The sequence below is a fragment of the Bradyrhizobium lablabi genome (assembly GCF_018131005.1).
GTDB classification, from domain to species: Bacteria; Pseudomonadota; Alphaproteobacteria; order Rhizobiales; family Xanthobacteraceae; genus Bradyrhizobium; species Bradyrhizobium lablabi_D.
The window spans coordinates 115,302-139,472 of sequence record NZ_JAFCJK010000004.1 but is presented as its reverse complement, the minus strand read 5'-3'; the positions used below and the strand labels follow the sequence as shown (position 1 = coordinate 139,472).

Sequence of the window (24,171 nt, the reverse complement as noted above, 5' to 3'; positions counted from 1 at the left end):
CCCCTGGCTTGTTAGACGGCGACGCGACATTCGCTATGCAACAGTCAAATTGACATGATGCACAAGTTTGACTGTTCCGATGAACTGCGATGGGATGAAGGCGCGCTTAATCCACGTTCAAACCAGGAGAGATCCGATGTGCGCGGGTGACGACAAGAACTGTCCGGAATTCGAATTGCACCACCGCAAGTTCAAGGAAACGCTCGATCGGGAACGTCGGTCGTTCTTGAGGTCCAGCTTCGCCGCAGCCGGGGGCGCGGCGGCGATGACCGCGGGCGGCATTTCTCTGGTGACGCCGCAGATGGCGGCTGCCGCCGAGAGGAATCAGCCAGCCAAGCGGTCCTATCACCATTTGCCGGCGAACGCCGACACAGTGCATTGGGGTTATTTCAGCAAGAAGTTAAAACCGCAGGTCGAGATCGATTCCGGCGACTTCATCACCATTGAGGCATTAACCCACCATGCCAACGACGACGCTGAGCGCATGGTGAAGGGCGATCCCGGCGCCGAAAGCGTGTTCCTGTGGACCAAGGAGAAAAAGGGCGTAAACCGACGCGGCGCGGGACCGATGGATGCCTCGCTGTTTGGGCGTGGCGCTGGCGAGGGCCTTGGCGTGCACATTTGCACCGGCCCAGTCTACGTACGCGGCGCCCAGGAGGGCGACGTGATCGAGTTGCGCATTATCGACGTTACACCCCGGCCTTGCGCCAATCCGCAATATCCCGGAAAGGCTTTTGGCAGCAACGCGGCCGCATGGTGGGGATTTCACTATAAGGACCTGCTCACCGAGCCAAAGCCGCGTGAGGTGATCACGATCTACGAAGTCGACGCCACCGGCGAACGCAACTGGGCCAAGGCCGTGTATAACTTCCGATGGACGCCACAGACGGACCCATCTGGCGTAGTTCACAAAACCATCGACTATCCTGGCGTTCCAGTCGATCACTCTACGATCAAGGAAAATCATGGCATCCTGAAGAATGTGCGCATTCCGATACGTCCGCATTTCGGTGTGATCGGCTTGGCACCCAAGGAGGCTGATATCGTCGACTCGATTCCGCCGAGCTATACCGGCGGCAACATCGACAATTGGCGGATCGGCAAGGGCGCCACGATGTACTATCCGGTTGCTGTCGAAGGTGGCCTGTTATCGGTTGGCGATTCGCATGCTTCTCAGGGAGATTCAGAGCTGTGCGGCACCGCAATCGAATGCTCGTTGAACGGCACCTTCCAGATCATCCTGCACAAGAAAAACGATCTGGTCGGTACGGCTCTCGAAGCTCTTGACTATCCGATGCTGGAAACCAAGGACGAGTGGCTGGTGCACGGCTTCAGCTTTGCCAATTATCTCACCGAATTGGGGGACAAGGCACAGTCGGACATTTACTCGAAATCGTCGGTTGACCTCGCTTTGCGCGATGCGTTCCGGAAGATGCGCAAATTCCTGATGACAACCAAGAAGCTAACCGAGGATGAGGCGATCTCCTTGATTACGATTGGCGTCGACTTCGGCATCACCCAGGTCGTGGATGGAAATTGGGGTGTTCACGCCGTCATCAAGAAGGATATCTTCGCCGGCGGCGAAACTTGATCCTTACACCGACGCGGTCGGCTTCCGCAGGAGCTGGCCGCGTCGCGCTGCATTTCGGGGCAACCGCTTTGAGGTCCGTCTCGGTTCAGGAGCGCCACCTGATCGGTTGAATTGGACTAGACTGCGTCTTCAATCGTCACAAATTCTAAGAATATGTCAGCAGTTCGAGTCTCCTAAGGCGCGCCGTTTTCGGCATGAATTGAGCTCGCCAAGAACGCGCAGAGGCCGCCCCGATCACATACCAAAAGCACTCCAGCGCTCGAACGAAATGATTTCGAATCACGTTCACGGGCGCTGCGGGCACGCGCGTGGCAATCCATTCCAGGACCGGATAGGTGCAACACTCGACGTGACTGGGCATCACCAGGTGGCGGATGGAAAAATCCTCTCCCCATTCGTCGAGCAGCGCAATGTTGCGCGTCACCGTCTCCCAGTACCATGGCGTCTTCGCCAGCGTCATCGCGCAACGGCCGGGGCCGAATTTGAAATCGGGGAGCCACACGTCGGTCAGCACGCGCAGGATCTTCATGCTTTCGAGCGTCATGAAGAAGTTGCTGTTCCACAGCATCGGTGCATTGAATTTGCCGTCATAGATTAGCGGCACCGGGTATCTCGTCGAACGAGAGGAAACGGTCAGCCTTCGTTTTGCGAGCGCGGGCCAGCTCGGCTGGCGTCGGCGCGTAGTCGCGCCCCAACAGCGCAATGGCGTGGACGATGGTGTGCAGATGAATAACGACCTCGCCGCCCACCTCCCTGCCGGCGCGGACCGCGTCAACGCGGTCGAGAACGTGTCGTTTGCAGTGGCGCCGGGCGAGATCGTCTGCGTGGTGGGCGAATCCGATTCCGGCAAGTCCGTGACGGCGCACGCCATCATGAGGCTGTTGCCGCCGAACCAGTTGACCGTCGCCGGCGGACGCGCCCTGCTCGACGGCAACGACCTGCTGACCAAGTCGCCGGCCGAGATGCGCCGCATCCGCGGCGACCGCATCTCGATGATCTTCCAGGAGCCGATGACGGCGCTCAATCAAGTGATGCGCGTCGGCGACCAGATCGCCGAAGTGCTCGACATCCATACCAAGCTCAACGAGCGCGAGCGGCGCGCGCGTGCTCGAGGTGATGCACGCGGTGCGCCTGCCCGAGCCCGAGCGCACCATCGACGTCTATCCGCACCAGTTGTCCGGCGGGCAGCGCCAGCGCATCTGCATCGCGCGCGCTCGCGATGGATCCGGAAATTCTGATCGCCGACGAGCCGGTCTCGGCGCTCGATGTCTCGGTGCAAGCGCAGGTGCTCGAGCTGATCGACGACGCGCGCAAGCGCTTTAATCTCGCGGTGCTGTTCATCACCCACGACCTGCGTGTCACCGCGCAGGTGTGCGACCGCATCGCCGTGATGCACAAGGGCGAGGTCGTGGAGGAAGGCTCGACTGCGGCGGTATTCGCGGCGCCGAAGCACGACTACACCCGGGCGCTGTTTGATTCAGCGCCCGGGCGGAACTTTCAATTCGGAAAGTTCGACGCCGACTAGCTTAGGATGGGCAGATCGATGCTCCTCGGCGCGTCGGGTTGGCGTCGGATCAAGCCATTTCTTTCGAGCGTCACGACCATCTGATGGACCGAGGGTGGGCTGACGCGGAAATGGTGGTCTCGGCCGGGGGGCGTCGCATCATGTGCGAGTAGGTGTCGCAAAGCCACGGACGCAATCGACATGCGATTGGCCTCTCGGTTAGTGGGCAAATTGGGCGGGACGGAAGGAGCGCAAATACTTCGCAATCAAGTCCATGATCGCGCCAACAATCAACCCATGCCGATCTGCTTGGCTGCGGCGAGATACACGGGCTTGTCGTCAGCCAACACGTGGAATGCAAGAAAAAAGTCATTGATAGTATAGCCCGGTCGCAGGCGACGGACCACGTCGACCTCGCGCAGTGATTCCTCCAACCTCCCGACGCAAGCGAGTACGAGGGCGGAGAGAGCGCGCGCATGCAGAGACGCATTGGGTTGCCGTATCGTGTTGAGAGCCCATTCGCCAGCTTCTTCGAAGCGTTTCAGGCGAAACAGGGCCCATGCGCGAGCTGCGCACATCGCGTATAGCATTGGATCAAACGGGCTCAATTGACGCGCGACCTCGACAGCCTCGACGGCGGCTTGAGCATCACCGGTCTGTGCTTGAACAAAACCGAGCTGATAGTGAGCTAAGGCAAAATTGGGACTCAAGCCAATGGCTTCGTTGAGCTCGCGGATCGATGCCTCGTCCTCGCCGCGAAGCCAGAGCGCCCGCCCCATGGCCCAGTGCGCTGCGGGATCGCGATGGTCCGCGAGGAGGCCGCGGCTGGCGGAAACAAAAGCGCTATCGGCCTCCGCCTGTTTGGCGGTCGATTTGAACTGGAAAGCATTGTACCAATGGGTGAAGGAAAGCCCCGCATAAGCGCGCGAGAACGTGGGATCGAGTTTTATGGCGCGCCTGAAATACCTTTGCGCCTGCTCATTGTCCGGTTCCGTAAACCGATACATGTGCCACAGTCCACGATGGTGCGCCTCCCAGGCATTCAGCAAGTTGGGCGGCTTAAGTACCGCACGATTGCGCTCGGTCGCCTCGATTTCGGCGTCGAGCGAGCTGACGATCCGCGTCGCAATTTTGCCGGTAATCAGGAAAGCGTCACCACGCGGAATCTCGTAGGAATCCGTCCAGATGACACGGTTGTCGTCGGTCGTGCATAGCTCTGCGGTGATGTGGAGCCGATCGCCATTGTCCTCGACGGAGCCGATCGCCGCATAGTTGACGTGGAGCACGCGGCCGATCTCACCCGGATGCGACATCTGATCGCGCAGCGCAAATGTACTGCCGCGAGCAACGACGAAGAGCGCCCTCAACCTCGCCAGGCCAGATATGATATCGTGGGTGATTCCGTCCGCGAAGCTGCGAGCACATCCCGGCGCTGCGGTGAACGGCATGACGGCGATCGATGCGCGGCGGCCGTGCTGTGAAGGTCGCGGGGGTTCAGCCATCCGCCCCGCATCGGGCGTCCGATCGCAAGGTGTCAAACGGCGCTCCACGGGCGTTTGCACTTCCTGCGCGGCGCCGATGAAGCGAAAGCCCTTGCGGAGCACGGTACGGATCAGGCGCTGCTGTTCGCCGGTGTCGTCGAGCGCCCGCCGCGCAGCACTGATCCGGGTAGCGAGCGTCGATTCGGATACAGTTCGCCCACCCCATACCGACTGAAGCACATCGTCTCGGCTGACGACCCAGTCCCGGTTCTCGAGAAGAAAGACGAGTAGATCAAACACCTGCGGTTCCAAGGACAGCAGATCGGGTCCGCGGCGAAGTTCCCGCCGATCCGTATCCAGGGCAAAATTCTCGAACAGAAACAGCATCGTAAGTGGCCCCTCAGACCGGCCGGTGGGGCGCTGCGTCGCTCCATTCTAGCGCATTCCGGCGAAGAAAAAATCAAGACGGTCTCGACGAAAAATCGACGCGGCGTCAAAGCGAATTGGGAGCGGGCATGCCAGCCTCCATCTACGCGATCCTATCGCGATTTGCCGGTGATGGAGGCGCCCGTGTCAGGACAGGAAACGACCTTCGAGATCCCCGCCGGCGCGCCGGCCCTAGAAGAGAAGCCTCGCCCATTCACGGGCGCAAATCCAGTGACGAAAGAAGTCAAGGCGGGGTTACGGCGCCTCCTACAACGATCGGCTGTTCGGCCTGCCGCTCGAGCGACTCGCGCCATTTGCCGAGATCGCCGCAGTGGAACCCGTCACCGACGAAGAAGCGTCCACCGAACGGTAGGCGCAGGAGGCATTTTCAACGCAGGTTCAAACGGTCAAACCCACGATACGGAGCGAAGCTGCTCTGCGATAGAAGCACAAAGCGTAGGAGGCCCTTATGGCCGCGCTTGATCCTACGGCGCTAGCTCATCGCACGTTTGACGACCGGTTCTGGCCCGAATTGATGGCCGCCAACCGGTTAGGGCATTGCTGCTGCCTTTTTGTTCGGCTGCGCTCGCAGCTATTGAGCGTTTCGAGGATTCCTGAAGATGGACGCCAAGCTGCAACGACGCGTTCAACGCTACGGATGGGACAAGGCCGCCTCGCATTATGAGCGTTCGTGGCAGAGCCAACTCGAACCGGCACAGTCTGCCCTACTCGAACTGGCCGGCCTCAAGCCGGGGATAGAGGTTTTGGACGTTGCCTGTGGCACGGGTCTTGTGGCCCTGAAAGCTGCCGCGTTGATTGTTCCTGGCGGCAGGATCGTCGGCACGGACATTTCGGAGCAGATGATCCTCGCCGCGCGAGACGTCGCGGCCGGTCGGGGAATCGCAAATGCTCAGTTCGAACGCATGGAGGCCGAGCAGTCGACCTTCGGCGACAATTCATTCGACGTCGTGCTTTGCGCTCTAGGCCTGATGTACGTGCCTGATCCCGAGAAGGCGATACGCGACTTCCATAGAGTGCTGCGGCCGGGGGGGCGCACCGTATGCGCCGTTTGGGGCCAGCGGGGCAAGTGTGGGTGGGCGGAAATTTTCCCCATCGTTGATGCGCGTGTCCAATCGGAGGTTTGCCCAATGTTCTTTCGCCTTGGCACAGCCCAGAACCTGCAGCATGCGTTCAGCGCTGCCGGGTTTGGCGACATTGTCGAGAGGCGACTTGAGACACGACTCGAATACGCCACGGGCGACGAAGCCTGTGATGCGGCATTCGTCGGCGGACCGGTGGCGCTCGCCTACAGTCACTTTTCGCCCGACACGAAGTCAGAAGCGCGCAAGGAATATCTCGAGTCCCTCAGGGCCTATCTGATTAGCGACCACTATTCGATACCGGGAGAATTCGTTGTCGTTGCAGGAGCGAAGTGACACCCCTTTCGCCGGACGAACAGTTCGGTACGTCCATTTGGGAGGATTTGACCATGTCAAATTCGCGCGTGCGCGAGTCATTGGAAAGACTACACCGTGTGTTCCTCGAACGCCCGGCGGCAGCCAAGAAGTCGAACCCGCCGGCGAGCGCAACGTGGCAGAATGGATTGCGGTGTGAAGTCACGGGACCCCACGGGGAGAGGGTCATCACCGACATGCCGCCTGCCATGGGAGGTGATGCGAGTGGGCCGAACCCTGGCTGGCTGCTGCGAGCCTCTATGGCTTCATGTACTGCTACGTCGATCGCCATGCGTGCTGCTCGCCTCGGTATCACCCTGAGATCGCTCAGGGTGACCGTACACAGTGAGACAGACGCTCGCGGAATGACGGGCATCGATGGAGTTTCGACAGCGCTCAGTAGCCTGCGTATGTCGATTGAGATCGGGGCGGAAAATGTCCCTGATCAGCAATTGCGTGATCTGGCCGAAATCGCCGAGACGCAATCCACCGTGAACTGCACCCTCAGGGAGCGGTCGCCGCTGGCAATCGAGGTTTCGATTGTCTAGCTCTTTCAGAACTTCTGATCGCGCGGCAACGAAATTACCGCGGGATTAGTACTCAACCGCACGGATATTAACAGGGAGACAGATCATGGCAAACGGTACAACTGTCAGCAATGGCGTCAACGTTCAGGCTTTGCTCGACGCGCGCGACGCTCTCACCAAGGCTCCGGAGGCCGCGCAGTTCAAGTGGCGCGCGGCGTGCGAGTGGAAGAACGGCACCCACAGCCATTCGACCGTCGAAAGCTTCTTCGGCCTCGGCGAAGAGCAGCACCGCAAGACCACCTTCAACTTCGATGCCGATCATCCGGAGGTCTTCGCCTCCGAGGACAAGGGCGCGACGCCCGTGGAGTTCGTCCTGGTCGGACTGGCAAGCTGTCTCACCGCGGGCGTCGCGGCGGTCGCGCAGAACCGGAACATCCAGTTGAAGTCCGTGACCGCGACCATCGAGGGCGACATGGACCTTGCCGGCATCCTCGGCATCGATAGCGAGGTGCGCAACGGCTTCAAGGGCATCACGGTGAAATATAAGATCGATGCCGACGCGAAGCCCGAGGACATCGAGGCGCTAGTTGCGCAATCGCAGAAGCGTTCGGCCGTCTATGACATCGTGACCAATCCGACGAACGTTACCGTGGTGGTGAACTGATCGCGGCAGCGACCAATGTCTTGCCGAGCGGGCCGATGAGCGCTGTCACCACCGTCATTGTCGGTGCGGGGCACGCGGCTCTTGCGATGAGCCGCTGCCTCGCGGAGCGTTCGATCGACCATGTCCTGCTGGAGCGCGGCGAAGTCGCGCAGAGCTGGCGTGCCGAGCGATGGGACTCGCTGCGACTGCTCACGCCCAACTGGCAGAGCCGGCTGCCCGGATTCACCTATACGGGCAGCGATCCCGATGGTTATCGGACGCTGCCGGAAATCGTCGACTTCATCGCAGGCTATGCGAAATCGATCTCGGCCCCGGTGCGAACGCATACGACCGTCACCTCCGTGCGCAGCGATGGCGCGGGGTACCTCGTGCGCACGAATCGCGGCGACTGGCGATGCCGTACCGTCGTCATTGCCTCGGGTGCGTGCAACACCGCGAAGGTGCCGAGCTTTGCGGTGAGCGTGCCGCCGTCGGTCGCGACGCTGACAGCGCAATCCTATCGCAATCCGGCTCAGATCGCCGACGGTGGCGTTCTCGTCGTCGGCGCGTCCTCGAGCGGCACACAGATCGCGCACGAACTCCAGCGCTCGGGACGGCCAGTCACGCTCGCGGTCGGCGAGCATATCCGGGCCCCGCGCGTCTATCGCGGCAAGGATCTGGAATGGTGGATGGACGCCGCAGGCGTGCTCGACGAACGCTATGACCAGGTGGACGACGTCGTGCGGGCGCGGCGCGTTCCCTCGCTGCAGCTTGCCGGCACGCCGGACCGCTCGACGCTCGACCTCAATGCGCTCTCCGACATTGGTGTAAAGCTTACCGGCCGGCTCGCTGGCATCACACAGGACGGCAAGGCGCAATTTTCTGGCTCGCTGCGCAACATGTGCGCGCTTTCTGATTTCAAGATGCGGAGGTTGCTCGAGTTCCTCGATGAATGGGCGTGCGCGAACAGTCTCGACGGCGCGGTGGCGCCGCCCGATCGGCTGCCGCCGACCCGCGTCGAGGACGCACCCCCGCTCGGCATGGACCTCGTCAAGAGCGGGATCAGGACCATCATATGGGCTTCCGGCTATCGGCCGGATTATTCCTGGCTGGAGCTGCCGGTGCTCGACCGCAAAGGCTACGTCACGCATGACGGCGGCGTTGTCCCGGCGCCGGGCGTTTACCTCATGGGGATGCAGTTCCTGCGGCGTCGGAAGTCAGCATTGATCGATGGCGCCGGCGATGACGCGCGCGACCTCAGCGCGCATCTCGCCGCCTATCTGGACAATGCGGCTCAGCGGATGAGCGCGTGATCGCGTCTGATCCGTCAGGACTGGCGCTATGCGAGCAGCTGAGCTGAGGTCCGCTATGGGTCCCGACCGGTAAAACTCGGATCGAGCACAAGATTTCTGCTTTACCCCAACAGCGGCGCGGAAGCGGACATTGCACGAAGTGAGCTGGCCAGTTCCGGACATTGTTGTTACGTCTGTAAGAGGTCACGGCTAGACCCGATTTAGCCATTATTGGCGTTACGAAATATCCGTCAGGAGTGGACAAGCCACCTTGGACGCCCAAGCGCGCTCTGCGGCGACGGCTCAACGGAGCCACACACTTTGGCCGAGACAAGTCTTTCCACCATCTACCGCGACTATATTGACTGTCTCAACCGGCAGGATTGGGCTGAGCTAACGCATTTCGTTCATGACGAAGTGCACTACAACGGCGAACAGATCGGGTTGCCCGGTTATCGCAAAATGCTGGAGAGGGATTTTCGTGAAATCCCGGACCTTCATTTCAATATTTACTTTCTGATCTGCGAGCCTCCTCGGATCGCGAGCCGTTTGAAATTTGACTGCACGCCGAAGGGAAGTTTCCTCGGCCTTGAGGTCAATGGGCGCAAGATATCCTTTGCGGAGAACGTGTTTTACGAGTTCGACCACGGGAAAATCAGATCGGTATGGTCCGTCATCGATAAAGCAGCTATCGAAGCGCAGCTGTAGCGGCGCAGGTGCTTGTTCTCAAGACCGACCACGGACTTCGTACCCGACTCGCACCGTTCCGGTGGTGACCTTGCACGGGCCGGTTCGCAAAAGGCTAAAATCGATCGGCTTTGTCAGCAAGCCAGGCGCCCCGAGTTGGGCCGCGTTCTTTTTGGTCGCCTCATCGCCATAAGCACTGATCATGATCACGGCACGTTCGGTCGCGCCGCCGTCACCTTCGGCAGCATTTCAAGCCCGCTCATGCCGGGCATGTTAATGTCCGACAGCATCAGGATCAGCGAAGGGTCTGCAATTGTCTTCGCGCGCTCAAGAGCCTCCGGCGCTGAGTTCGCAAACTCTATGACAAAACGCTCGGAGTGAATGTCGTGGCGGAATTGCTGGCGAAATAAGTGTTCGACGTCGGGTTCGTCATCGACCACAAGAATATAGGTGCTCAACTTCTGCCCCCCGCTCCTGGTTGCGTGGGCATGACACGCGGTAGTGTAATGATGACCTCGGTAAAAGAACCGGGCTCGGTCACCACATCAATTGTACCCCCGTGCTGCTTCACGACGATGTCGTGGCTCATCGATAGCCCAAGCCCGGTACCTTCGCCGGCCGGTTTCGTCGTGAAGAACGGGTTGAAGATCTTTTCCCTGATATCAGGCGGTATGCCCATCCCGTTGTCGCGGATACGGACTTCGACCCAGTCACCGAGATTTCGTGTGACCGCCTTCAGATTCGATTCAAAGCCGTTGCCGGCCGTTCTCGCGCGCTGAGTTGCGGCGTAGAATCCGTTCGAGATCAGGTTCAAGAGCGCCCGGGTGATTTCCTGCGGGTAAATGTCCGCAACGCCCGCGCCCGGATCGAAATCACGCTCCAGCGTGATATTGAACCCCTGTTTCTCGGCGCGAGCGCCATGGTAGGCGAGGCTTAGACTATCGTCAATGATCGCGTTGATCTCGACTGGCCGATGCTCGCCCGAGCCCTCGCGAGAATGCAGCAGCATGTTGTTGACGATGGAGTCAGCGCGCTTGCCGTGCTGCACGACCCTCCCAAGATTGTCCTTCAAGGTGCCGGTCAGCTCTTCGACTTCCTCGCGGACCTTGCCGGGCAATGAAACTGGCTTGAGTACGTCGCTCAACTCGTTCGTCAACTCGGATGAGAGTGCGGCAAAATTGTTCACGAAGTTGAGTGGGTTTTTGATCTCGTGGGCGATGCCTGCAGTCAATTGCCCGAGCGCCGCCATCTTCTGCGCATGAACCAATGCGTCCTCGGCACGCTTGAGACGCGTCAAGTCGAAGTAGGTGAGCATCCGTCCGCCATCTGGGAGAGCCATGACCTCGTACTGGAGCACACGCCCGTCCGGGCGATGCCACTCTCGCGGCGGCGTTGATGCCGCGCGCACCTCAGCCAAGCGACGGGCAACATAACCATCCCACTCCTCCTCGGGCACGCCATGCAGGCGGCCAGCGGAGCCCTGCAGCAGGTCTTCCAGGGTATGGCGCGCCCGGAGGACCTCATCGGGAAGCTCCCAGAGATCGCGGAAAGCGCGGTTGTACATTCTCACCCGTAACTCGGGGTCGAGAATGAGGACGCCATAGTCGATCGTATCCAGGACCACTTGGCGCTCACGCAGCCGCTGCTCCTCAACCTCCACAGCCGTATCGCGGAACACCCGTAGCGCCTGAGCCATTTGCCCGAGCTCGTCTGGGCTGGTCGCCGGCAGAGACGCGTGGAGATTCCCGCCGGCGATAGCCAGCATGCTCTGAGCCAGCGCCCGGAGCCGGCTCACTAGATTGCGGTCGACGTAGAGCCAGACAATCACGACCGAACTCAAAAGGCTTGCGAGCACGGCGGCCATTAAGATGGCGGTGCTGGTCCGGCGAACCATTACGGCCTCGCCACCCGCCGCAGTGATGTCGGCCTTGGCAGCCGCTACCAAGCGATCAACCGCGAGGGTCAATCCGCCCGACAATGTCACATTCTCCGCCAGCAGCTGTTCGCCGTGCGCGAGAGCTTGGAGCTCCTTCTCACGCGCAGCGGGCAGACTCGAAGGTCCCTCAGCGAGGCTCTTGAGATCGCGCACCCGTTCCGCGAATCGCTCTTGGAGCTGCGGCTCAAGTCCGGGCGTCAGTGCCTCAAGCGCCTCAAGTGCCCGTCGGAGCGCGAAGGCGAGAAGCGGCAAGTCGGCGATGCCCTGCGCCTCGGCCGCTCGTAGCAGGTTGTTGTTGACGGCCTCGATCTCGAACTTTGCATTTTGCAGCGGAACGAACTGCGCGATAGTTTCGCTTACCCCTGCGCCTGTTTCTGGCCCGCCGCGTCGCGCAGCTGCAAGCTTGTAGTTATGGACCAGGATGCCAGGATCCACCAGCCGTTGGGCGCCGATCATTGTCGTCGACAGTCGACGCTGCAGCTCCTCCTTGCGCCTCGCGGCGCCAAGTCGCTCAGCCACAAGCCCGTTGAGCGCGTCGAGGTTGCGATCGAGCCCGACGACAGCCGCCTCGATCGCTCTCATCGCGTCAGGATCAGTTGAAGCCCCGCCCAGGTGCGCGCGCAACGCCTCAAGGCTGGCGAATTGCTTCCGAATATGGGCCGCCACCTTGATGCGCGCCTCCTCGCTGCGTGCCGCCAGCAGCGCCGGTGCGGCGGCGGCGATCCGCTCCGCTTGGCGCGATAATTCAAGTGACGCCAATGCCGCAGGGGCCCGTTCCTCGGTAATTCGGGCTACCACACGACCAAGCTGAAGAAATGCCCACATCGCCGCGGCGGCGGCGAGCACGGCAAACGTACTGATGCCGAGAAAGGCGAGAAGGAAACGCCCGCGGACATTCATGGTGAGCACTGGCGGCCCCCTAGATCGCAGGGCTGTCGACGCGCATCTTGATACACACTGGCACAGGTTATGTGGTGAGGAAAGCGCCCTAGTCGTTAGTGGGCCCGACGGTAGTCGCTTCAGAGGCCAACGCTCTGGCAAGCCGCCTTTGGAGGCGGCGAGCATGACGCGGTGCACAGTGGCCGGATCTGCTTTGGCCCCGACACTGTGCCGGTTACTGTTTCCGTTTGCTTGTTGGCCAAGACGTAGAGTTGACCCGATCTGAGAGGGGGAGCAGTATTATCCTGCCAGTCGAATTATCCCTGCCAGTCGAAGGCCGTACCGGAGATCTGGGTCTCCCTCCTGCTCTCACTATGGTTGAGGATCAATCCATGCTCTGCCAACGACTGATTGCAATTGTCTTGATTGCGGGGCTGCACGCTCCAAGGGCTGAGGCCGAGATTCGAATCGCTACAGCAGGCCCGATGACCGGACCCGCAGCTTGGATCGGCGAGCAATATCTGCGTGCCGCCGAGATGGCGGTTGAAGATCTCAACTCTCGTGGCGGCGTGCTCGGCCAGCGGGTCGAACTCATCGTGGGAGATGACTTCTGCGACCGCGATCAGGCCGCCGCGGTCGCCCGCAAACTGACCAGTGATGGAGTCGTCTTCGTTGCTGGCCATTTTTGCTCGCACTCCTCAATCGTGGCCGCGCAGATCTATCAGGAGGCAGGAATTCTTCAGGTTAGCCCGGGCTCTGTCAGCTCGAAGCTGACCGACGAGGGCCGGCCAAACGTCTTTCGTTTGTGCGGCCGCGATGACCAGCAAGGCACGAAAGTAGCCAACCACCTCGCCAACCAGTGGGCAAGCAAGAGGATCGCGATCCTGGACGACGGCACGACGTTTGGGGCCGGTCTTGCTAATGCGGTTAGACGCAGGTTGGACGAGCTCGGTGTGCGAGTGGCTCTGGACTACACCTTCAGCCCAGGCGCATCGGACTACTCCGCCCTAGTTTCCAAGATGCAGAGCACCGGTATCGACATCTTTTTTGTTGGCGGCCTTCACCCGGAGACGGGCCTGATCTTTCGCCAGGCGCACGACCGCGGCTATGATGTTCGACTCGTGGCGCCTAGCTCGAGCGCGACCGGCGACTTCCCAATGATTGCGGGTCGGGGCGTCGAGGGTACGTTCATGGCCGCCGCGACGGACGCGCGCGCGAATCCTGGCGCGGCGGAGGTCGTGGCGCGATTCCGCGCGCATGGCTACGAGCCTGTCGGCTTTACTCTTTATGCTTATGCCGCTGTGCAAGTTTGGGCCCGCGCCGTGGAGGAAGTGGGGTCGCTGGACCTCGCGGCGGTGGTCAAGGCCATGCACGGCAGCCGGTTCGACACAGTCCTGGGGAAAATCGGTTTCAACGAAAAGGGCGACGTAACTGGTTTTGAACCGTGGCAATGGTACGTGTGGCGGGCGGAAGGCACGTATGTGCCGGTGGAGCAGGGCATAACTAATAAATAGGGCCGCGTTCCGCTCGCTGTCCTTGGCCGAGACCAACGCTTTCACGAACATGGTCACCCCTTGCGTTTTCTATTCGGCGAGGCAGACCATACACGGCGAGGTGTTTTCTTCGCTCGCAAACCCGAGCTCCACTTCGATTTCAATCGGTCCGCCTCTGTCAGGCGGAAGTAGCACGGGAAAATGCCGCGACCCACCGGTGCGCCGCGCGGAGATCGCAGGGCAAACGCCGGTGCGGAGCGAGCATTCCTGTATTGTGGTAGCAGCATTGACGGTGAGGTTTCTATCTGTGGTGGGATTGGAGCATGGCCGATCCGGCCCCTGCTCGCCCGTTCTCACTTAGGGATGAAACGCGGTTGCAAACGCTCTTCGAGAACGCCGATCGCGCCCTCCGTGATCGCTGCCATCAGCACGAGAACTAGGCTGGTTATTGTTGGACGCTTCATGATCATGGCCTCCTGGTATCGGTGCCCCGAGCGCGACGTGTAATCGCGAGACCGTCACGCGGCGTAGACTCGTTGACGACGCTTTCGACCGAGTCGGGCTGAAACGAGCCGTGCTCGCCAGAGCGAGCGGAACGCGCACGAGGCCGGCACGTGGATCGTGCATCTCGGCCGTGATCGTCCTGAGATCGTTCACGAACTGGGTCAGTTCGTACGCCACCTGCGTCGCGCACCGGAGTGGCTGCCCGGCGTTGCGAAGAGCCCTCCCCGTCACTTGGTGACGAGACTGCCCCTTCTAGTTTATGCCGTCCAATGCCAAGATCCTCTATGATCCATGCGCACAAGGTATCAAGCGTCGATGGACCTGAGGCATCTCAGGTACTTCGTCAACGTCGCCGAGACGGCGAGCGTCTCGAAGGCCGCCCTTCGGGTGCACATCAGCCAGCCCGCCCTCTCGCGGCAGATCCATAACCTCGAGAACGAGCTTGGCCTATGTCTCTTCGACCGCGTCGGCCGCCGAATCCGGCTCACCCCCGAAGGTGAGGATCTGTTGGAACGAAGCCGCGACGTGCTGGCTCGGGCCGAAGCGATCCGCGAACGGGCACGGCAGCTCACGGCTGGCGCAGTGGGACGCCTTCGTGTCGGCGCAACGTCGCAGACTTTCCAGAGCGTCATGGCTGGATTTCTGGCTGAATACCGGCGTTCGCGGCCGAGTATTGAGGTGACCCTGACCGAGGCAGGCGGCGTTCGCCTCTTAGATCTCGTCGCGCACGGCGACCTGGATCTCGCCGTGGGCGGCATCCTCCCAGGTGCGCGATTCGGCGGCCGCCTCCTGTTTCCCATTCGCCTGCTCGCGATCGCGGCCGCCGGGCGGCGATGGAAGCAGCGCGCGACGATCGAGGTCGTGGACCTCGCCGATGAACCCCTATTGTTGCTCAACCGCGACTTCGGGACCCGCCAGCTCTTCGATGCCGCTTGCCGGATCACTCACATCCGGCCGCGGGGCGTGCTGGAGAGTAACGCAGTCCACTCGCTGATCGCCCTTGCCGAAGCGGGCCATGGGATCGCCGTCGTGCCGTCGACGGTACGCTTTTTGTCAAGGAAGATCCGGATCATGCCGATCGTCCAGGATGGGAAATCACTCGGTACGTGGAGCGCCGTGGTGTGGGATTTGCGCCGGTCCTTGCCAGTCTACGGGGAAGCCTTCATCGCGGAGCTGGAGGCATACACTCGCCGCACCTTTCCGGGCAAGCCGTTCAACGCGGTGGCACCGCCGTTACCAAGACCACGGGACCATGAGGATCCGCCAACGGTGCGCCGCCGATGACGTGCGCTCGAGGTCTCAGCACTGCGCTCGCCGTACGCTGCGTCGGTCTTCCTCCCCATCATTCTTGCTTATGCAGCGAGTCGAAGCGCGCCAGCCACGTTCGAGGATATAGTCCGCTCCGGGTCAAACTCGAAAGTACGCCTGCTTGCGCGGCACGTCCGTTGTAGCCTCAAAGACGGACATCCGCAGGCCGCCCCGGCTGGGCTTGTTTTTTCCAATGCTGACGCTTTTGGTCCCCCATTGCGGGGTGGACTCAGAATGCTAAGCGCTGTGGTCGCTAGATGTCGAGCGGCAGATTTCGGGACCAGCCCGGGTACGCTCCGGCTGTTCTCAAGAAGCTTGGCTACACGCAATGAATAGCCTCGGCAGTTGGCGCGGCACCCGGCGCATCTCTAACTTTCAAAAACTCTACTTTTTGAAAGTTGGCTAAAGGCTCATTCGGCCGCAGCGCCTAGAACGACACGCTCGGCGTTAGTCTCTGCGGTTGTGATCAGAATCGTCTGGCTGACTCCGAGCGAGCCGCCTGTGCGTTGATTTCGCTTGCTTGCACTCAAACCAACAGAACGCCGGGCGGACCTACGGCTCACGCTGTAGCGCACGATTTTCGTCCACGGCGCTCCCGAGCGGTCGGCCGGGCGGCAAGGGTGGGAGACCCCGGGGCGGTGATGCGGGATCGAATCGCGTCGGGTACCGCTACCGGTTATTGCTACATGTACTCCTGCTTCGATCAGGACAGGCTGGTCTACCTTTTTTGCGGTTTGGCGGTCCGGTTTAGGAAGCCGTCGAGACTTCGTGAGGATAGGCTTCCGTCTCGGGCCGGTTGTCAACGCGAGGACTCAGGATGCAGGCGACGATCGCGAGTACCGATGCCGAACGTGTCCCTTTCTGGTCGGCCCTTGTCAAGGACAGGCGAATGGCCCCGGCCTTGGGTCTGGGCTTCACGTCCGGGATGCCGTTTCTGCTGACCTATTCCACGCAATCGGCTTGGCTGACCGATGCGGGAGTGCCGCTGGCGACGATCGGTCTGCTTAGCGAACTGACGCTGGCCTACAAGTTCAAGTTCGTCTGGGCACCATTTCTCGATCAGTACGATCCGCCGCTGATCGGACGTGTGCTGGGGCGGCGGCGCGGCTGGTTGATCGTGGCCATTCTCGCCGTCATGGCCATATTGGCCGGGATCGCCGTCGGCGATCCGAGCCATTGGATCTGGTGGACGGTCGGATTCTCATTCGCGCTCGGGATCGCGGGCGCAACGCTCGATCTCGTGCTCGACGGCTGGCGTATCACGAGTGTGCGCCCGCCGGAGAAACAGGCGGTGCTGTCCTCTTGGACTGAGATCGGCTGGCGCGTCGGCAATCTCGCGGCCGGCGCAGGCGCACTCTACCTCGCTGATCGTATCGGCTGGAGGGGTGCCTATCTGAGCATGGCCGTCCTGATGCTGGTGGGGATCGTGGCGACGTTATTTGCACCCGAGCCACCCTCCGACGTGGAGCCCCACAAGCCGCATGCTGGCTTCGTCGAGACCATCTGGGCGCCGATCCGTGACCTCCTCAAGCGGCTCGGTCCGATGGCGGTCGCTATCCTACTGCTCGTTGCGGGCTTCCGCATGCCGGGCTACATCGCGAATGCGATGGCCGTGCCGCTGTTCAAGCACCAGGGCTTCACGAACACGGATATCGCGACTGTCACCAAGGTCTTCGGCTTCTGGATCGCGCTTGGCGGCACCTTCATGGCCGGATGGCTGATCCCGCGCATCGGCATGATGTCGAGTCTCATCATCGGCACGGTCGCGGGCTCGTCATCGCATCTCGCGCTCGCGCTGCTTGCTGCGCACGGTGGGGATGGCGGCAAAGCGTTCTGGACTTTCGCGCTGGCGGTCGGCGTTGAGGGCTTTGCTTACGCCTTCGCGTCGATCGTGCTCATCACTTACATGTCGACGCTCGCGTCAGTGGAGCATGCGGCGAGCCAGTTCGGCCTGCTGACCTCCCTCTGCGCCTTTCCAGGCAGCATTTTGGCTGGGTTCTCGGGCTTCGTGATCGAGCATACGGGATTCGTTTGGTTCTTCATCTGGACCTCGCTCATCGGCATCCCGGTCGCGTTGTTGGCGGTCTTTGTATGGTACCGGGTCGGGATATCGGACGAGGTGACGATCCAGGTCGAGGGAGGGCATTAACGCGGCTGGGGACGCGCGCCACAGCCTCAAGCCGGCGAGGCCGACGGCGACATCCGCATCACGGTCCGGCGGATGGGCAACGAAGGATCATATCGCCCTACCGTCCTGCGCCGCTCAGTGTTTGCACGGCGTCGTCCGGTTTCGCATCTTCGGGCGGTGCTTAGACTTAAAGTCCGTCATGACGCTTCAGAGAAACTAGCCGCCATCAAGGAGTGATGCCCTGACTGAACAAAGATACAAACACCTCTATTTGATCAGCTGCCGCAACGATCGGCGCGTCGTAGCTGGTTTGACCTTGAGCGGCAGCTTTCAAAATAAACTCGGCAAAGTATGCCTTCACTGCCGGGGTTGAATGTTCTACGGGCACTCTAGTCATAGTGTCCTCAAGGACCTTCTTCATTGCTTCGATGAGCACGAGGTCGAATTGGGGCATGGCCGTTTCTCCCGATAGGGCCGTCAACCACTGCTGGTTCCACAATCCCGAATATCGCCGGCATTTTCAGGGTCGGCGGCAGTCTGTCGAGTCAACAGTTCGAGATGGACCAATCGTGTCGTTTTGGCCGGGGTACCGACCGCTCTGCCCGCAACAGACAACGTTACCGTGCGTCGGCATTTCTCAAACGAAGAGGCCGCCAACCGAGGCGGCCTTGCTTCTCCAGACCAACCAGCAGCTGCGAGCCGGTTACTCCGTGAGGGCTCGATAAACTGATACGCGACCAATCTTGAGTGGCTTCGCAATGGCGGACGGACCCAAGCCCTCAGCCTTCATCTATCTGATCTTCGCCGCGTCAATGCTTGCCTTGCGCACCTTGTCGACGCCGCGCGCCTTAGCGCTCGCTATCCCCTCAAGCTGTCGAAGGTTGGTCTCGAAAACGCCGAGCATGTCGAGGAAGTACTTTCTCGCCGCCGTCGAGGTGCTGGAGAGCGGACTGCGTGACATTAGCCGCAGGCGCATCAATGGATCGCCGGACCGCCATTGGAGGGGGTGGGCTGACCCGGGGGGCGGTTAGCCGGGATTGAAGGCGAGCGGGTACCGGTACCGGTTACGGGCGCCAAACTCCTTGAGGCGTCTTTACCGCTCAACTCGTTAGCGCCCACTTATCCTTTGTGATCGCCGGGAATTCGGCTGCCAGCAACAGAGGGCCTGCGGTAACCCGTGGTGGGTCTTGAGATGAGCGAAGCGCATCCCTCGACGGGCCCGGGTTAAGAGTTCAACTCCGAGCGTCTCGGAAGTTTGTAGGCCTTAGACATCCCAAGGGGCAGCCGAAGGGAAACGTCACCGCATCGGCGGCGCGTATTGCAGACCACCGTCGGTCCACAGCCGATTGAGCCCGCGCGGGATGGCGAGCCTGGAGCCGGCGCCCAGGTTGCGGTCATAGGCTTCGCCATAGTTGCCGACGTGGCGAATGATGCGCACGACCCAATCATTGGAAAGGCCGAGTGCTTCCCCAAGCGCCGCATAGCTTCCGAGCAGGCGTTTGGTCTTGGTCCTCTCCGAGTTCAGCTCGTCGGACAGCGTCTTCTGGCTTACGCCCAGCTCTTCGGCATTGACCATGGCGAAATAGACCCATTTGACCAGGGTAAGCCATTGGTCATCGCCATTGCGCACCGCCGGACCGAGCGGCTCCTTCGCGATGACGTCCGGCAGAATGACGTGCTCATCGGGCGACTTCAACTGCAGCCGTGCGGAATGAAGCCGCGATATGTCGCTGGTGACGGCGTCACAGCGGCCTTCATCATACGCCGCCAGGATCTCGCGCGGGTTGGACAGCGCTACCTCTTCATATTTGAGCTCACTGGCACTAAAGTAGTCAGCGAGGTTAAGTTCGCTCGTGCTTTCGCGCTGGACGCAAACCTTGATGCCGCCGAGATCGCGTGCAGAGTTAGCCCCGCGGCTTTTGCGCACCATGAAGCCTTGTCCATCATAGTAGCTCACAAAGGCGAACTGGATCCCCAGCGCTGCTTCCCTGGAAAGCGTCCAGGTGTTCACGCGCGCCAACACGTCGATCTCGCGAGACAGAAGCGGTACGAAACCGTTCTCCACGGTGAGCGGCGTGAAGGTGACCTTCGACGGGTCGTCGAAAATCGCCGCCGCAAAGGCTCGGCAAACATCGACGGTGAAGCCCCTCCAGACACCGTTCGCGTCTTTCGAGGCAAAGCCGGGCACATCGCTGGGGATGCCGCAGCGGAGGTTGCCGCGTTGCTTGACCGCATCCAGCGTCGGCCTTGAAGAGATTGCCTGCGCCTTGGCTGAAGCGACGGCGGTCGCAAGGAGGACGCAGCTCACGATCGCCACAGGCACCAGTCGGCAGCGGCGCACAACAGCAGCGGCGGAGGATTTCAGTGTAGCTGCCAAAGTCATGGCGATCCTCCTCGAGAGGGATTTGCGCTTGTCGCGATGGGATTCGTTCCTCGCATCGCCCATCACTGCGCGGCCGCCAGTTGCGCCGTCTGGCCGACCCGCAGCACATTTCCACGGTCGAGCACGACGATCTGCTGGCAGGTCTGGATGTGGGCCGTCAGGTGAGGCGCCCACACGACCGTCGTCGAACCGCGGATCGAATCGAGATAGCGAAGAATTCGCGGCTCCCATTCGGGAGAGCGGGCGACGCCATCGCCGTCGAGTAGCAGGACCGCCGGCCGATTGAGCGTCGCGGCGACGAAGGCGATGATGTGACGGAATTGCAGTTCGGCGATATCCTGGGAGAACGAGTTGAACGTCCTGTCCAGGACCTTATCGGCGCTGCGGCCGAACGCTGAAAGCCCGCGCCAGTCCGGCCCGATCAGCCTCGCGAAGGCGGCAAAGGCCTCGTCGTCCTCGAGCTTCGGCGCGCGCAGCCGCAGGTAGTCGCGGACGGTCAGCGGCAGTGCCGGCACGATCTGCGGCACGTAGCCGATCCAGGCGCGATATTCCGTGGTATCGAACTGCCTGATGTCTCGCCCGCCCAGGAGGATGCGTCCGGACTGTGGCCGCCGCAGGCCGGCCAGGCATTCCAGCAGCACGCTTTTCCCGCAGCCGCTCGGACCTACGACAGCAACCCGTTGTCCCGCCGGCACGCTGAAGGAGACGCCGTTCAGCGCAGCTTCGTAGTCGGCGTCGGGGCGATAATAGACCCGTTCGACCGTCAGCCCGACCTTCGTGAGCGCAGCCGGGCTGGTGAACTCGGAGCCTGAAGGTTCGGCCGGCGTTGCCATCAGCCGGTCGACCTGTTGCACGGAACTGCGAACCTGGCGCAAGCGGACCAGTGAGCCGAACCCCTGCTGCGCCGGCGTGATAATACGCCAGATCAGAATCATGGCCGCGACCAGTCCACCGGCGTTCATCGCGTCGCCGAGCACGAGCAGGATGCCGATGCACAGGGTCGCAAGTACCGTCAGCATGCCGAGCGCCTGGCCGATCACCTGGGCGCGGGCGACGGCGATCGAATAGTCGCGATTGCGGTTCGCCGTGTTGCGCGCGAGATCGGAGAAGTTGTAGAGCCAGTGGCTGTCAGCGCCGGCCCGGAAGAAGGAGTCGGCTCCGAGGAAGGCGGATACCGCATGCTCCTCGAGGCGTCCGGAGGCTATGCCTGCCTCGGTCAACTTGCTGGCCACGTAGTCGGACGTCGGCCATGCCAGCACGCCGAAGACGAAGAGAGCAACGATCGGTACGATGACCAGCCATCCGCCCATCAGTGCGATCGCCAGCAGGAAGATCGCGATGAACGGATAGTCGATAAGATAGAGGCCGCCCGAGCGGCTGAGGAAGTCGCGCGCCGTCTCGAAGCCGCGCATCCGAACCACATTGTTCTGGACGCCGAGCCGCGTCGTGGTCTCGATCGGCAGCGCCAGCATCTTGCGCATTGTCGCCGTGGCGATGCGTGTGCCGGCCCAGGCGCCCAACCGCGAGCTCGCCGACTGGCGTCCGATGCGGAGCGCCCACCCGCCGATCACCGCGACGACCGCGAACAGCGCCAGGCCCCAAACATTCGTGGCACCGGACGGGATCACGACGCTGTAGACGACCAGGACGTAGAGCGACACGGCGAGCGCCAGCACGTTGATGACGCAGCTCATGGCGAAAAGCTTGAAGAGCTGATCGCGCATCTGCTCGAAGAGCCCGCGGAACCAGTTGGGCTGGGCCCGGTCGACCGGCTGGAAGCCGGTGTCGGGATCAACCGCGAGGACCGTATCGCCGGCGGACAGCGCAAGGCTGCGGTGGCTGCCGTCGAACAGCCACAGATCATTGCCATCCGGCCGACCGAGATAGACCCCAACATAGCCGGAGCGGGTCTGCGCAAGGCTGCCGGCGCGCAGCCGATCGGTGTCCGACCGGGCGCCGGTTGCGATCGTCCGCCGCGTGCGGTACCCGATCGCCGGCAATATGGTCTCGAGATAGTCGAGCGTGACCGGCTGACCGGCGGGAGGCAGCAAAGCCGAAAGGGTTCGCGCAGTGCCGACCCAGCCCAGCGCCACGAGCATTGACGGCAACGCCGCAGCGACGGGCGATGCGGTGGATCTGTCGGCGCCGATCGCATCCTCCAGACGTTCCCGCCAAACTTTTTCGCTCCAGGCCGGCGGCTCCTGTGGAGGTGCCAACGGCACGACCGGCGCGATGACGGCGACCACCGCCGCGGCATCATCCATGCGGCGATCGACATGAATTGTGACGTCTGCGAGCTCCATCAGCGCCGGCGCGCTCGAGACCATGAACACCGTGGCGATCCCCTTCAACTCCTTCAGGAACTCGCGAAGATGCTTCACCCCTGCAAGATCGAGCGAGCCATCGGCATTGTCCAGACAGAGCACGAGAGGCTGACGCACCAGGGCCCGAATGAGACCGATGCGCGCCGCAATCCCGGGGCTCACATTGACGCCACCCGGACCGACCGGTGTCATGAAGCCCTGATGCAGGCCATCGATGAACGCGCTGAGTCCAAGGCGCCCGGACAGCCGGATTGCCGCGGCCTCGTAGCGCCTGCCGAACAGCGTAAGATTGTCGAGCAGCGTGCCCTGGATCAGCTCGCAGTGCGAACTTGCCATCGTCACGCCTCGCCGGAAGCTGCACGGATCATAGGCGCCGCTCGGACGGCCATCGAAGGTGATGGTCAGCCCCAGCAAGTCCTGGAGCCTCGCCACGGTCCCAAGCGCCATGGCCGCGACGGGAGAGTTCGGTACGTCGAGACGAACGAACGTACCTTGGGGAATCGAAATCGAGCCACCGTGTCTGTGCAGGGCCTGCCCCGACAACACGATGGTGCCGCCTGTGAACGGTCGCTTTTCGCCGGCCGACTCCCCTGCCCACACCGGCGCCTCCGGCAGCGACAGGACCTTGTCGATTCTGCTTTCGGCCTCGAGCCGCTGACCGCGGCGGCTGAGATAAAGAAGAGCGCTCGTCACCGGGCCGACCGACCGGCCGGCAAGCAGGGTGCAGGCAGCAAGACCGCCGATCGTCAACCCACCCCCGACGACCATGAACGCGCCCGCGGTGAGGATGCCGATCGTCGATAGCTGCGCCAGCAGGGAGCCGTTCTCGGAGAGCACCGCCATCTGTCTCTCCATGCGCGCCGTCGCGTCCATGACGGGCACCACGGCATCGTGATAGCGACGCGTCAGCAAAGTCTCGGCGGCCATCGCCTTCGCTTCGACGATACCCTGGAAAATTCCCCATCCGAGATTTCGGCGCTTTTGCTGGGCCTGTTCGAGATCACCGAGCGTCATCGCCGTCGAGCGGGCGGCGATGATCGCTGCGACCAGCGCCACGATCGTAAGCCCGAGCGGGATCAGGGCCAGCCACGAGCCGATGTATGCGATCAGGACGATGTAGATCAGCGCGAAGGGCAGCTCATGCAATGCCACCGCGGCGCTGCCGGACCAAAATTCGCGGACTTCTCCGACGCCGCGCATCGCATAACTCAGGTCGGGCGTGCTCAATTGATGAAAGGCCTTCGCGTCCGCACGCAGCACCCGATTGAGCAGGCGAACCGTGATCTGAGATTCGAAGGCCGATCCAACATGGGCCAGCAGCACCGAACGGGCATATCGCAGCACGGCCTCGAGAACGATCGCGACGGTGACGACCACGGCCAGGACGAAGGTCGTGCTGTAGGCCTGGTTCGGCAGGATGCGGTCGTATGTCTGGAGCAAGGCGAGCGGCAATGCGAGCGCGAGCAGATGGCTCGCGACGGAGGCCGCTGCACTGAGCGCTGTCGCTCCTGGTGGCTTCTCAAGGTTGAAGTTTGCCAAGGCACCTGTCCTTGCACGTGTTGGCAGCCTCTATTGCATTCTAGACTCCCGCCCGCGCGTTCCGCCAGTGTC

Annotated in this window: 16 protein-coding genes and 4 pseudogenes; 11 read left to right on the top strand and 9 right to left on the bottom strand. The window is 61.8% G+C overall.

What is annotated here, in order from left to right:
- Nucleotides 1–136: 136 nt before the first annotated feature.
- Nucleotides 137–1,591: an acetamidase/formamidase family protein gene (locus tag JQ553_RS13735; protein WP_212500502.1), complete on the top strand. Its 1,455-nt coding sequence runs from the start codon at nucleotides 137–139 to the stop codon at nucleotides 1,589–1,591.
- A gap of 145 nt (nucleotides 1,592–1,736) precedes the next feature.
- Here JQ553_RS13735 and JQ553_RS13730 read toward each other — a convergent pair whose 3' ends face one another.
- On the bottom strand, nucleotides 1,737–2,195 hold the full coding sequence (locus tag JQ553_RS13730) for a hypothetical protein (protein WP_212500501.1): 459 nt from the start codon (nucleotides 2,193–2,195) through the stop codon (nucleotides 1,737–1,739).
- 121 nt (nucleotides 2,196–2,316) lie between these two features.
- Between JQ553_RS13730 and JQ553_RS13725 the strand changes: the two are divergent.
- A pseudogene (locus JQ553_RS13725) lies at nucleotides 2,317–2,914 on the top strand (ATP-binding cassette domain-containing protein).
- Nucleotides 2,811–3,116 (top strand): ABC transporter ATP-binding protein, encoded by a 306-nt coding sequence (locus JQ553_RS13720; RefSeq protein ID WP_212500942.1) that lies wholly within the window; start codon nucleotides 2,811–2,813, stop codon nucleotides 3,114–3,116. Before JQ553_RS13725 ends, JQ553_RS13720 begins: the two are co-directional and overlap by 104 nt.
- On the opposite strand, the pseudogene JQ553_RS35265 reads toward JQ553_RS13720, so the two are convergent.
- Together JQ553_RS35265 and JQ553_RS13715 are read right to left on the bottom strand one after the other, a co-directional pair.
- Nucleotides 3,113–3,303, bottom strand: a pseudogene (locus tag JQ553_RS35265) (hypothetical protein). The gene JQ553_RS13720 and the pseudogene JQ553_RS35265 overlap by 4 nt on opposite strands.
- A gap of 82 nt (nucleotides 3,304–3,385) precedes the next feature.
- Nucleotides 3,386–4,963 (bottom strand): winged helix-turn-helix domain-containing tetratricopeptide repeat protein, encoded by a 1,578-nt coding sequence (locus JQ553_RS13715; RefSeq protein WP_212500499.1) that lies wholly within the window; start codon nucleotides 4,961–4,963, stop codon nucleotides 3,386–3,388.
- A 659-nt stretch (nucleotides 4,964–5,622) separates the two neighbouring features.
- Between JQ553_RS13715 and JQ553_RS13710 the strand changes: the two genes are divergently transcribed.
- From JQ553_RS13710 to JQ553_RS13690, 5 genes are all read left to right on the top strand, one after another.
- Complete coding sequence (locus JQ553_RS13710) at nucleotides 5,623–6,438, top strand: class I SAM-dependent methyltransferase (RefSeq protein ID WP_212500498.1); 816 nt, start codon at nucleotides 5,623–5,625, stop codon at nucleotides 6,436–6,438.
- A gap of 53 nt (nucleotides 6,439–6,491) precedes the next feature.
- A complete protein-coding gene (locus tag JQ553_RS34440) occupies nucleotides 6,492–7,004 on the top strand; it encodes an OsmC family protein (RefSeq protein WP_212500497.1) in 513 nt (170 codons plus the stop codon).
- 85 nt (nucleotides 7,005–7,089) lie between these two features.
- Nucleotides 7,090–7,647 (top strand): OsmC family protein, encoded by a 558-nt coding sequence (locus tag JQ553_RS13700; protein ID WP_027526663.1) that lies wholly within the window; start codon nucleotides 7,090–7,092, stop codon nucleotides 7,645–7,647.
- Between the two features lie 35 nt (nucleotides 7,648–7,682).
- Entirely contained in the window at nucleotides 7,683–8,939 is a 1,257-nt protein-coding gene (locus JQ553_RS13695) for an NAD(P)-binding domain-containing protein (RefSeq protein WP_212500496.1), read from the top strand.
- A 300-nt stretch (nucleotides 8,940–9,239) separates the two neighbouring features.
- Nucleotides 9,240–9,626: an ester cyclase gene (locus tag JQ553_RS13690; RefSeq protein ID WP_212500495.1), complete on the top strand. Its 387-nt coding sequence runs from the start codon at nucleotides 9,240–9,242 to the stop codon at nucleotides 9,624–9,626.
- 18 nt (nucleotides 9,627–9,644) lie between these two features.
- On the opposite strand, the pseudogene JQ553_RS13685 reads toward JQ553_RS13690, so the two are convergent.
- Together JQ553_RS13685 and JQ553_RS34435 are read right to left on the bottom strand one after the other, a co-directional pair.
- Nucleotides 9,645–10,063: pseudogene (locus JQ553_RS13685) on the bottom strand (response regulator).
- Nucleotides 10,060–12,441 (bottom strand): ATP-binding protein, encoded by a 2,382-nt coding sequence (locus tag JQ553_RS34435; protein ID WP_249144296.1) that lies wholly within the window; start codon nucleotides 12,439–12,441, stop codon nucleotides 10,060–10,062. Before JQ553_RS34435 ends, JQ553_RS13685 begins: the two are co-directional and overlap by 4 nt.
- Before the next feature lie 371 nt (nucleotides 12,442–12,812).
- Here JQ553_RS34435 and JQ553_RS13675 point away from each other — a divergent pair, with 371 nt between their 5' ends.
- From JQ553_RS13675 to JQ553_RS13665, 3 genes are all read left to right on the top strand, one after another.
- On the top strand, nucleotides 12,813–13,934 hold the full coding sequence (locus JQ553_RS13675) for a branched-chain amino acid ABC transporter substrate-binding protein (protein WP_212500494.1): 1,122 nt from the start codon (nucleotides 12,813–12,815) through the stop codon (nucleotides 13,932–13,934).
- A gap of 798 nt (nucleotides 13,935–14,732) precedes the next feature.
- The gene (locus JQ553_RS13670; protein ID WP_212500493.1) at nucleotides 14,733–15,701 is read left to right on the top strand and encodes a LysR family transcriptional regulator; all 969 of its coding nucleotides are present in this window, start codon (nucleotides 14,733–14,735) and stop codon (nucleotides 15,699–15,701) included.
- A gap of 841 nt (nucleotides 15,702–16,542) precedes the next feature.
- Nucleotides 16,543–17,874, top strand: a complete 1,332-nt coding sequence (locus JQ553_RS13665) for an AmpG family muropeptide MFS transporter (RefSeq protein WP_212500492.1) — start codon at nucleotides 16,543–16,545, stop codon at nucleotides 17,872–17,874.
- A 205-nt stretch (nucleotides 17,875–18,079) separates the two neighbouring features.
- Here the strand turns inward: JQ553_RS13665 and JQ553_RS13660 are convergent, their stop codons facing one another.
- From JQ553_RS13660 to JQ553_RS13645, 4 genes and pseudogenes are all read right to left on the bottom strand, one after another.
- Entirely contained in the window at nucleotides 18,080–18,307 is a 228-nt protein-coding gene (locus tag JQ553_RS13660) for a hypothetical protein (protein WP_212500491.1), read from the bottom strand.
- A 249-nt stretch (nucleotides 18,308–18,556) separates the two neighbouring features.
- Nucleotides 18,557–18,790, bottom strand: a pseudogene (locus tag JQ553_RS13655) (recombinase family protein); the annotation flags it as partial.
- A gap of 360 nt (nucleotides 18,791–19,150) precedes the next feature.
- Nucleotides 19,151–20,302: an amino acid ABC transporter substrate-binding protein gene (locus tag JQ553_RS13650; protein WP_409363060.1), complete on the bottom strand. Its 1,152-nt coding sequence runs from the start codon at nucleotides 20,300–20,302 to the stop codon at nucleotides 19,151–19,153.
- On the bottom strand, nucleotides 20,299–24,099 hold the full coding sequence (locus JQ553_RS13645) for an ABC transporter transmembrane domain-containing protein (protein ID WP_212500490.1): 3,801 nt from the start codon (nucleotides 24,097–24,099) through the stop codon (nucleotides 20,299–20,301). Before JQ553_RS13645 ends, JQ553_RS13650 begins: the two co-directional genes overlap by 4 nt.
- Nucleotides 24,100–24,171 lie beyond the last annotated feature (72 nt).

What these genes read in the sequence shown, in the direction of transcription:
- JQ553_RS13660 (WP_212500491.1), bottom strand. Translation starts at nt 18,307, where the DNA reads ATGCCCCAATTCGACCTCGTGCTCATCGAAGCAATGAAGAAGGTCCTT.
- JQ553_RS13700 (WP_027526663.1), top strand. Translation starts at nt 7,090, where the DNA reads ATGGCAAACGGTACAACTGTCAGCAATGGCGTCAACGTTCAGGCTTTG.
- JQ553_RS13735 (WP_212500502.1), top strand. Translation starts at nt 137, where the DNA reads ATGTGCGCGGGTGACGACAAGAACTGTCCGGAATTCGAATTGCACCAC.
- JQ553_RS13695 (WP_212500496.1), top strand. Translation starts at nt 7,683, where the DNA reads ATGAGCGCTGTCACCACCGTCATTGTCGGTGCGGGGCACGCGGCTCTT.
- JQ553_RS13715 (WP_212500499.1), bottom strand. Translation starts at nt 4,963, where the DNA reads ATGCTGTTTCTGTTCGAGAATTTTGCCCTGGATACGGATCGGCGGGAA.
- JQ553_RS34435 (WP_249144296.1), bottom strand. Translation starts at nt 12,441, where the DNA reads ATGAATGTCCGCGGGCGTTTCCTTCTCGCCTTTCTCGGCATCAGTACG.
- JQ553_RS13675 (WP_212500494.1), top strand. Translation starts at nt 12,813, where the DNA reads ATGCTCTGCCAACGACTGATTGCAATTGTCTTGATTGCGGGGCTGCAC.
- JQ553_RS13670 (WP_212500493.1), top strand. Translation starts at nt 14,733, where the DNA reads ATGGACCTGAGGCATCTCAGGTACTTCGTCAACGTCGCCGAGACGGCG.
- JQ553_RS13710 (WP_212500498.1), top strand. Translation starts at nt 5,623, where the DNA reads ATGGACGCCAAGCTGCAACGACGCGTTCAACGCTACGGATGGGACAAG.
- JQ553_RS34440 (WP_212500497.1), top strand. Translation starts at nt 6,492, where the DNA reads ATGTCAAATTCGCGCGTGCGCGAGTCATTGGAAAGACTACACCGTGTG.
- JQ553_RS13720 (WP_212500942.1), top strand. Translation starts at nt 2,811, where the DNA reads ATGGATCCGGAAATTCTGATCGCCGACGAGCCGGTCTCGGCGCTCGAT.
- JQ553_RS13665 (WP_212500492.1), top strand. Translation starts at nt 16,543, where the DNA reads ATGCAGGCGACGATCGCGAGTACCGATGCCGAACGTGTCCCTTTCTGG.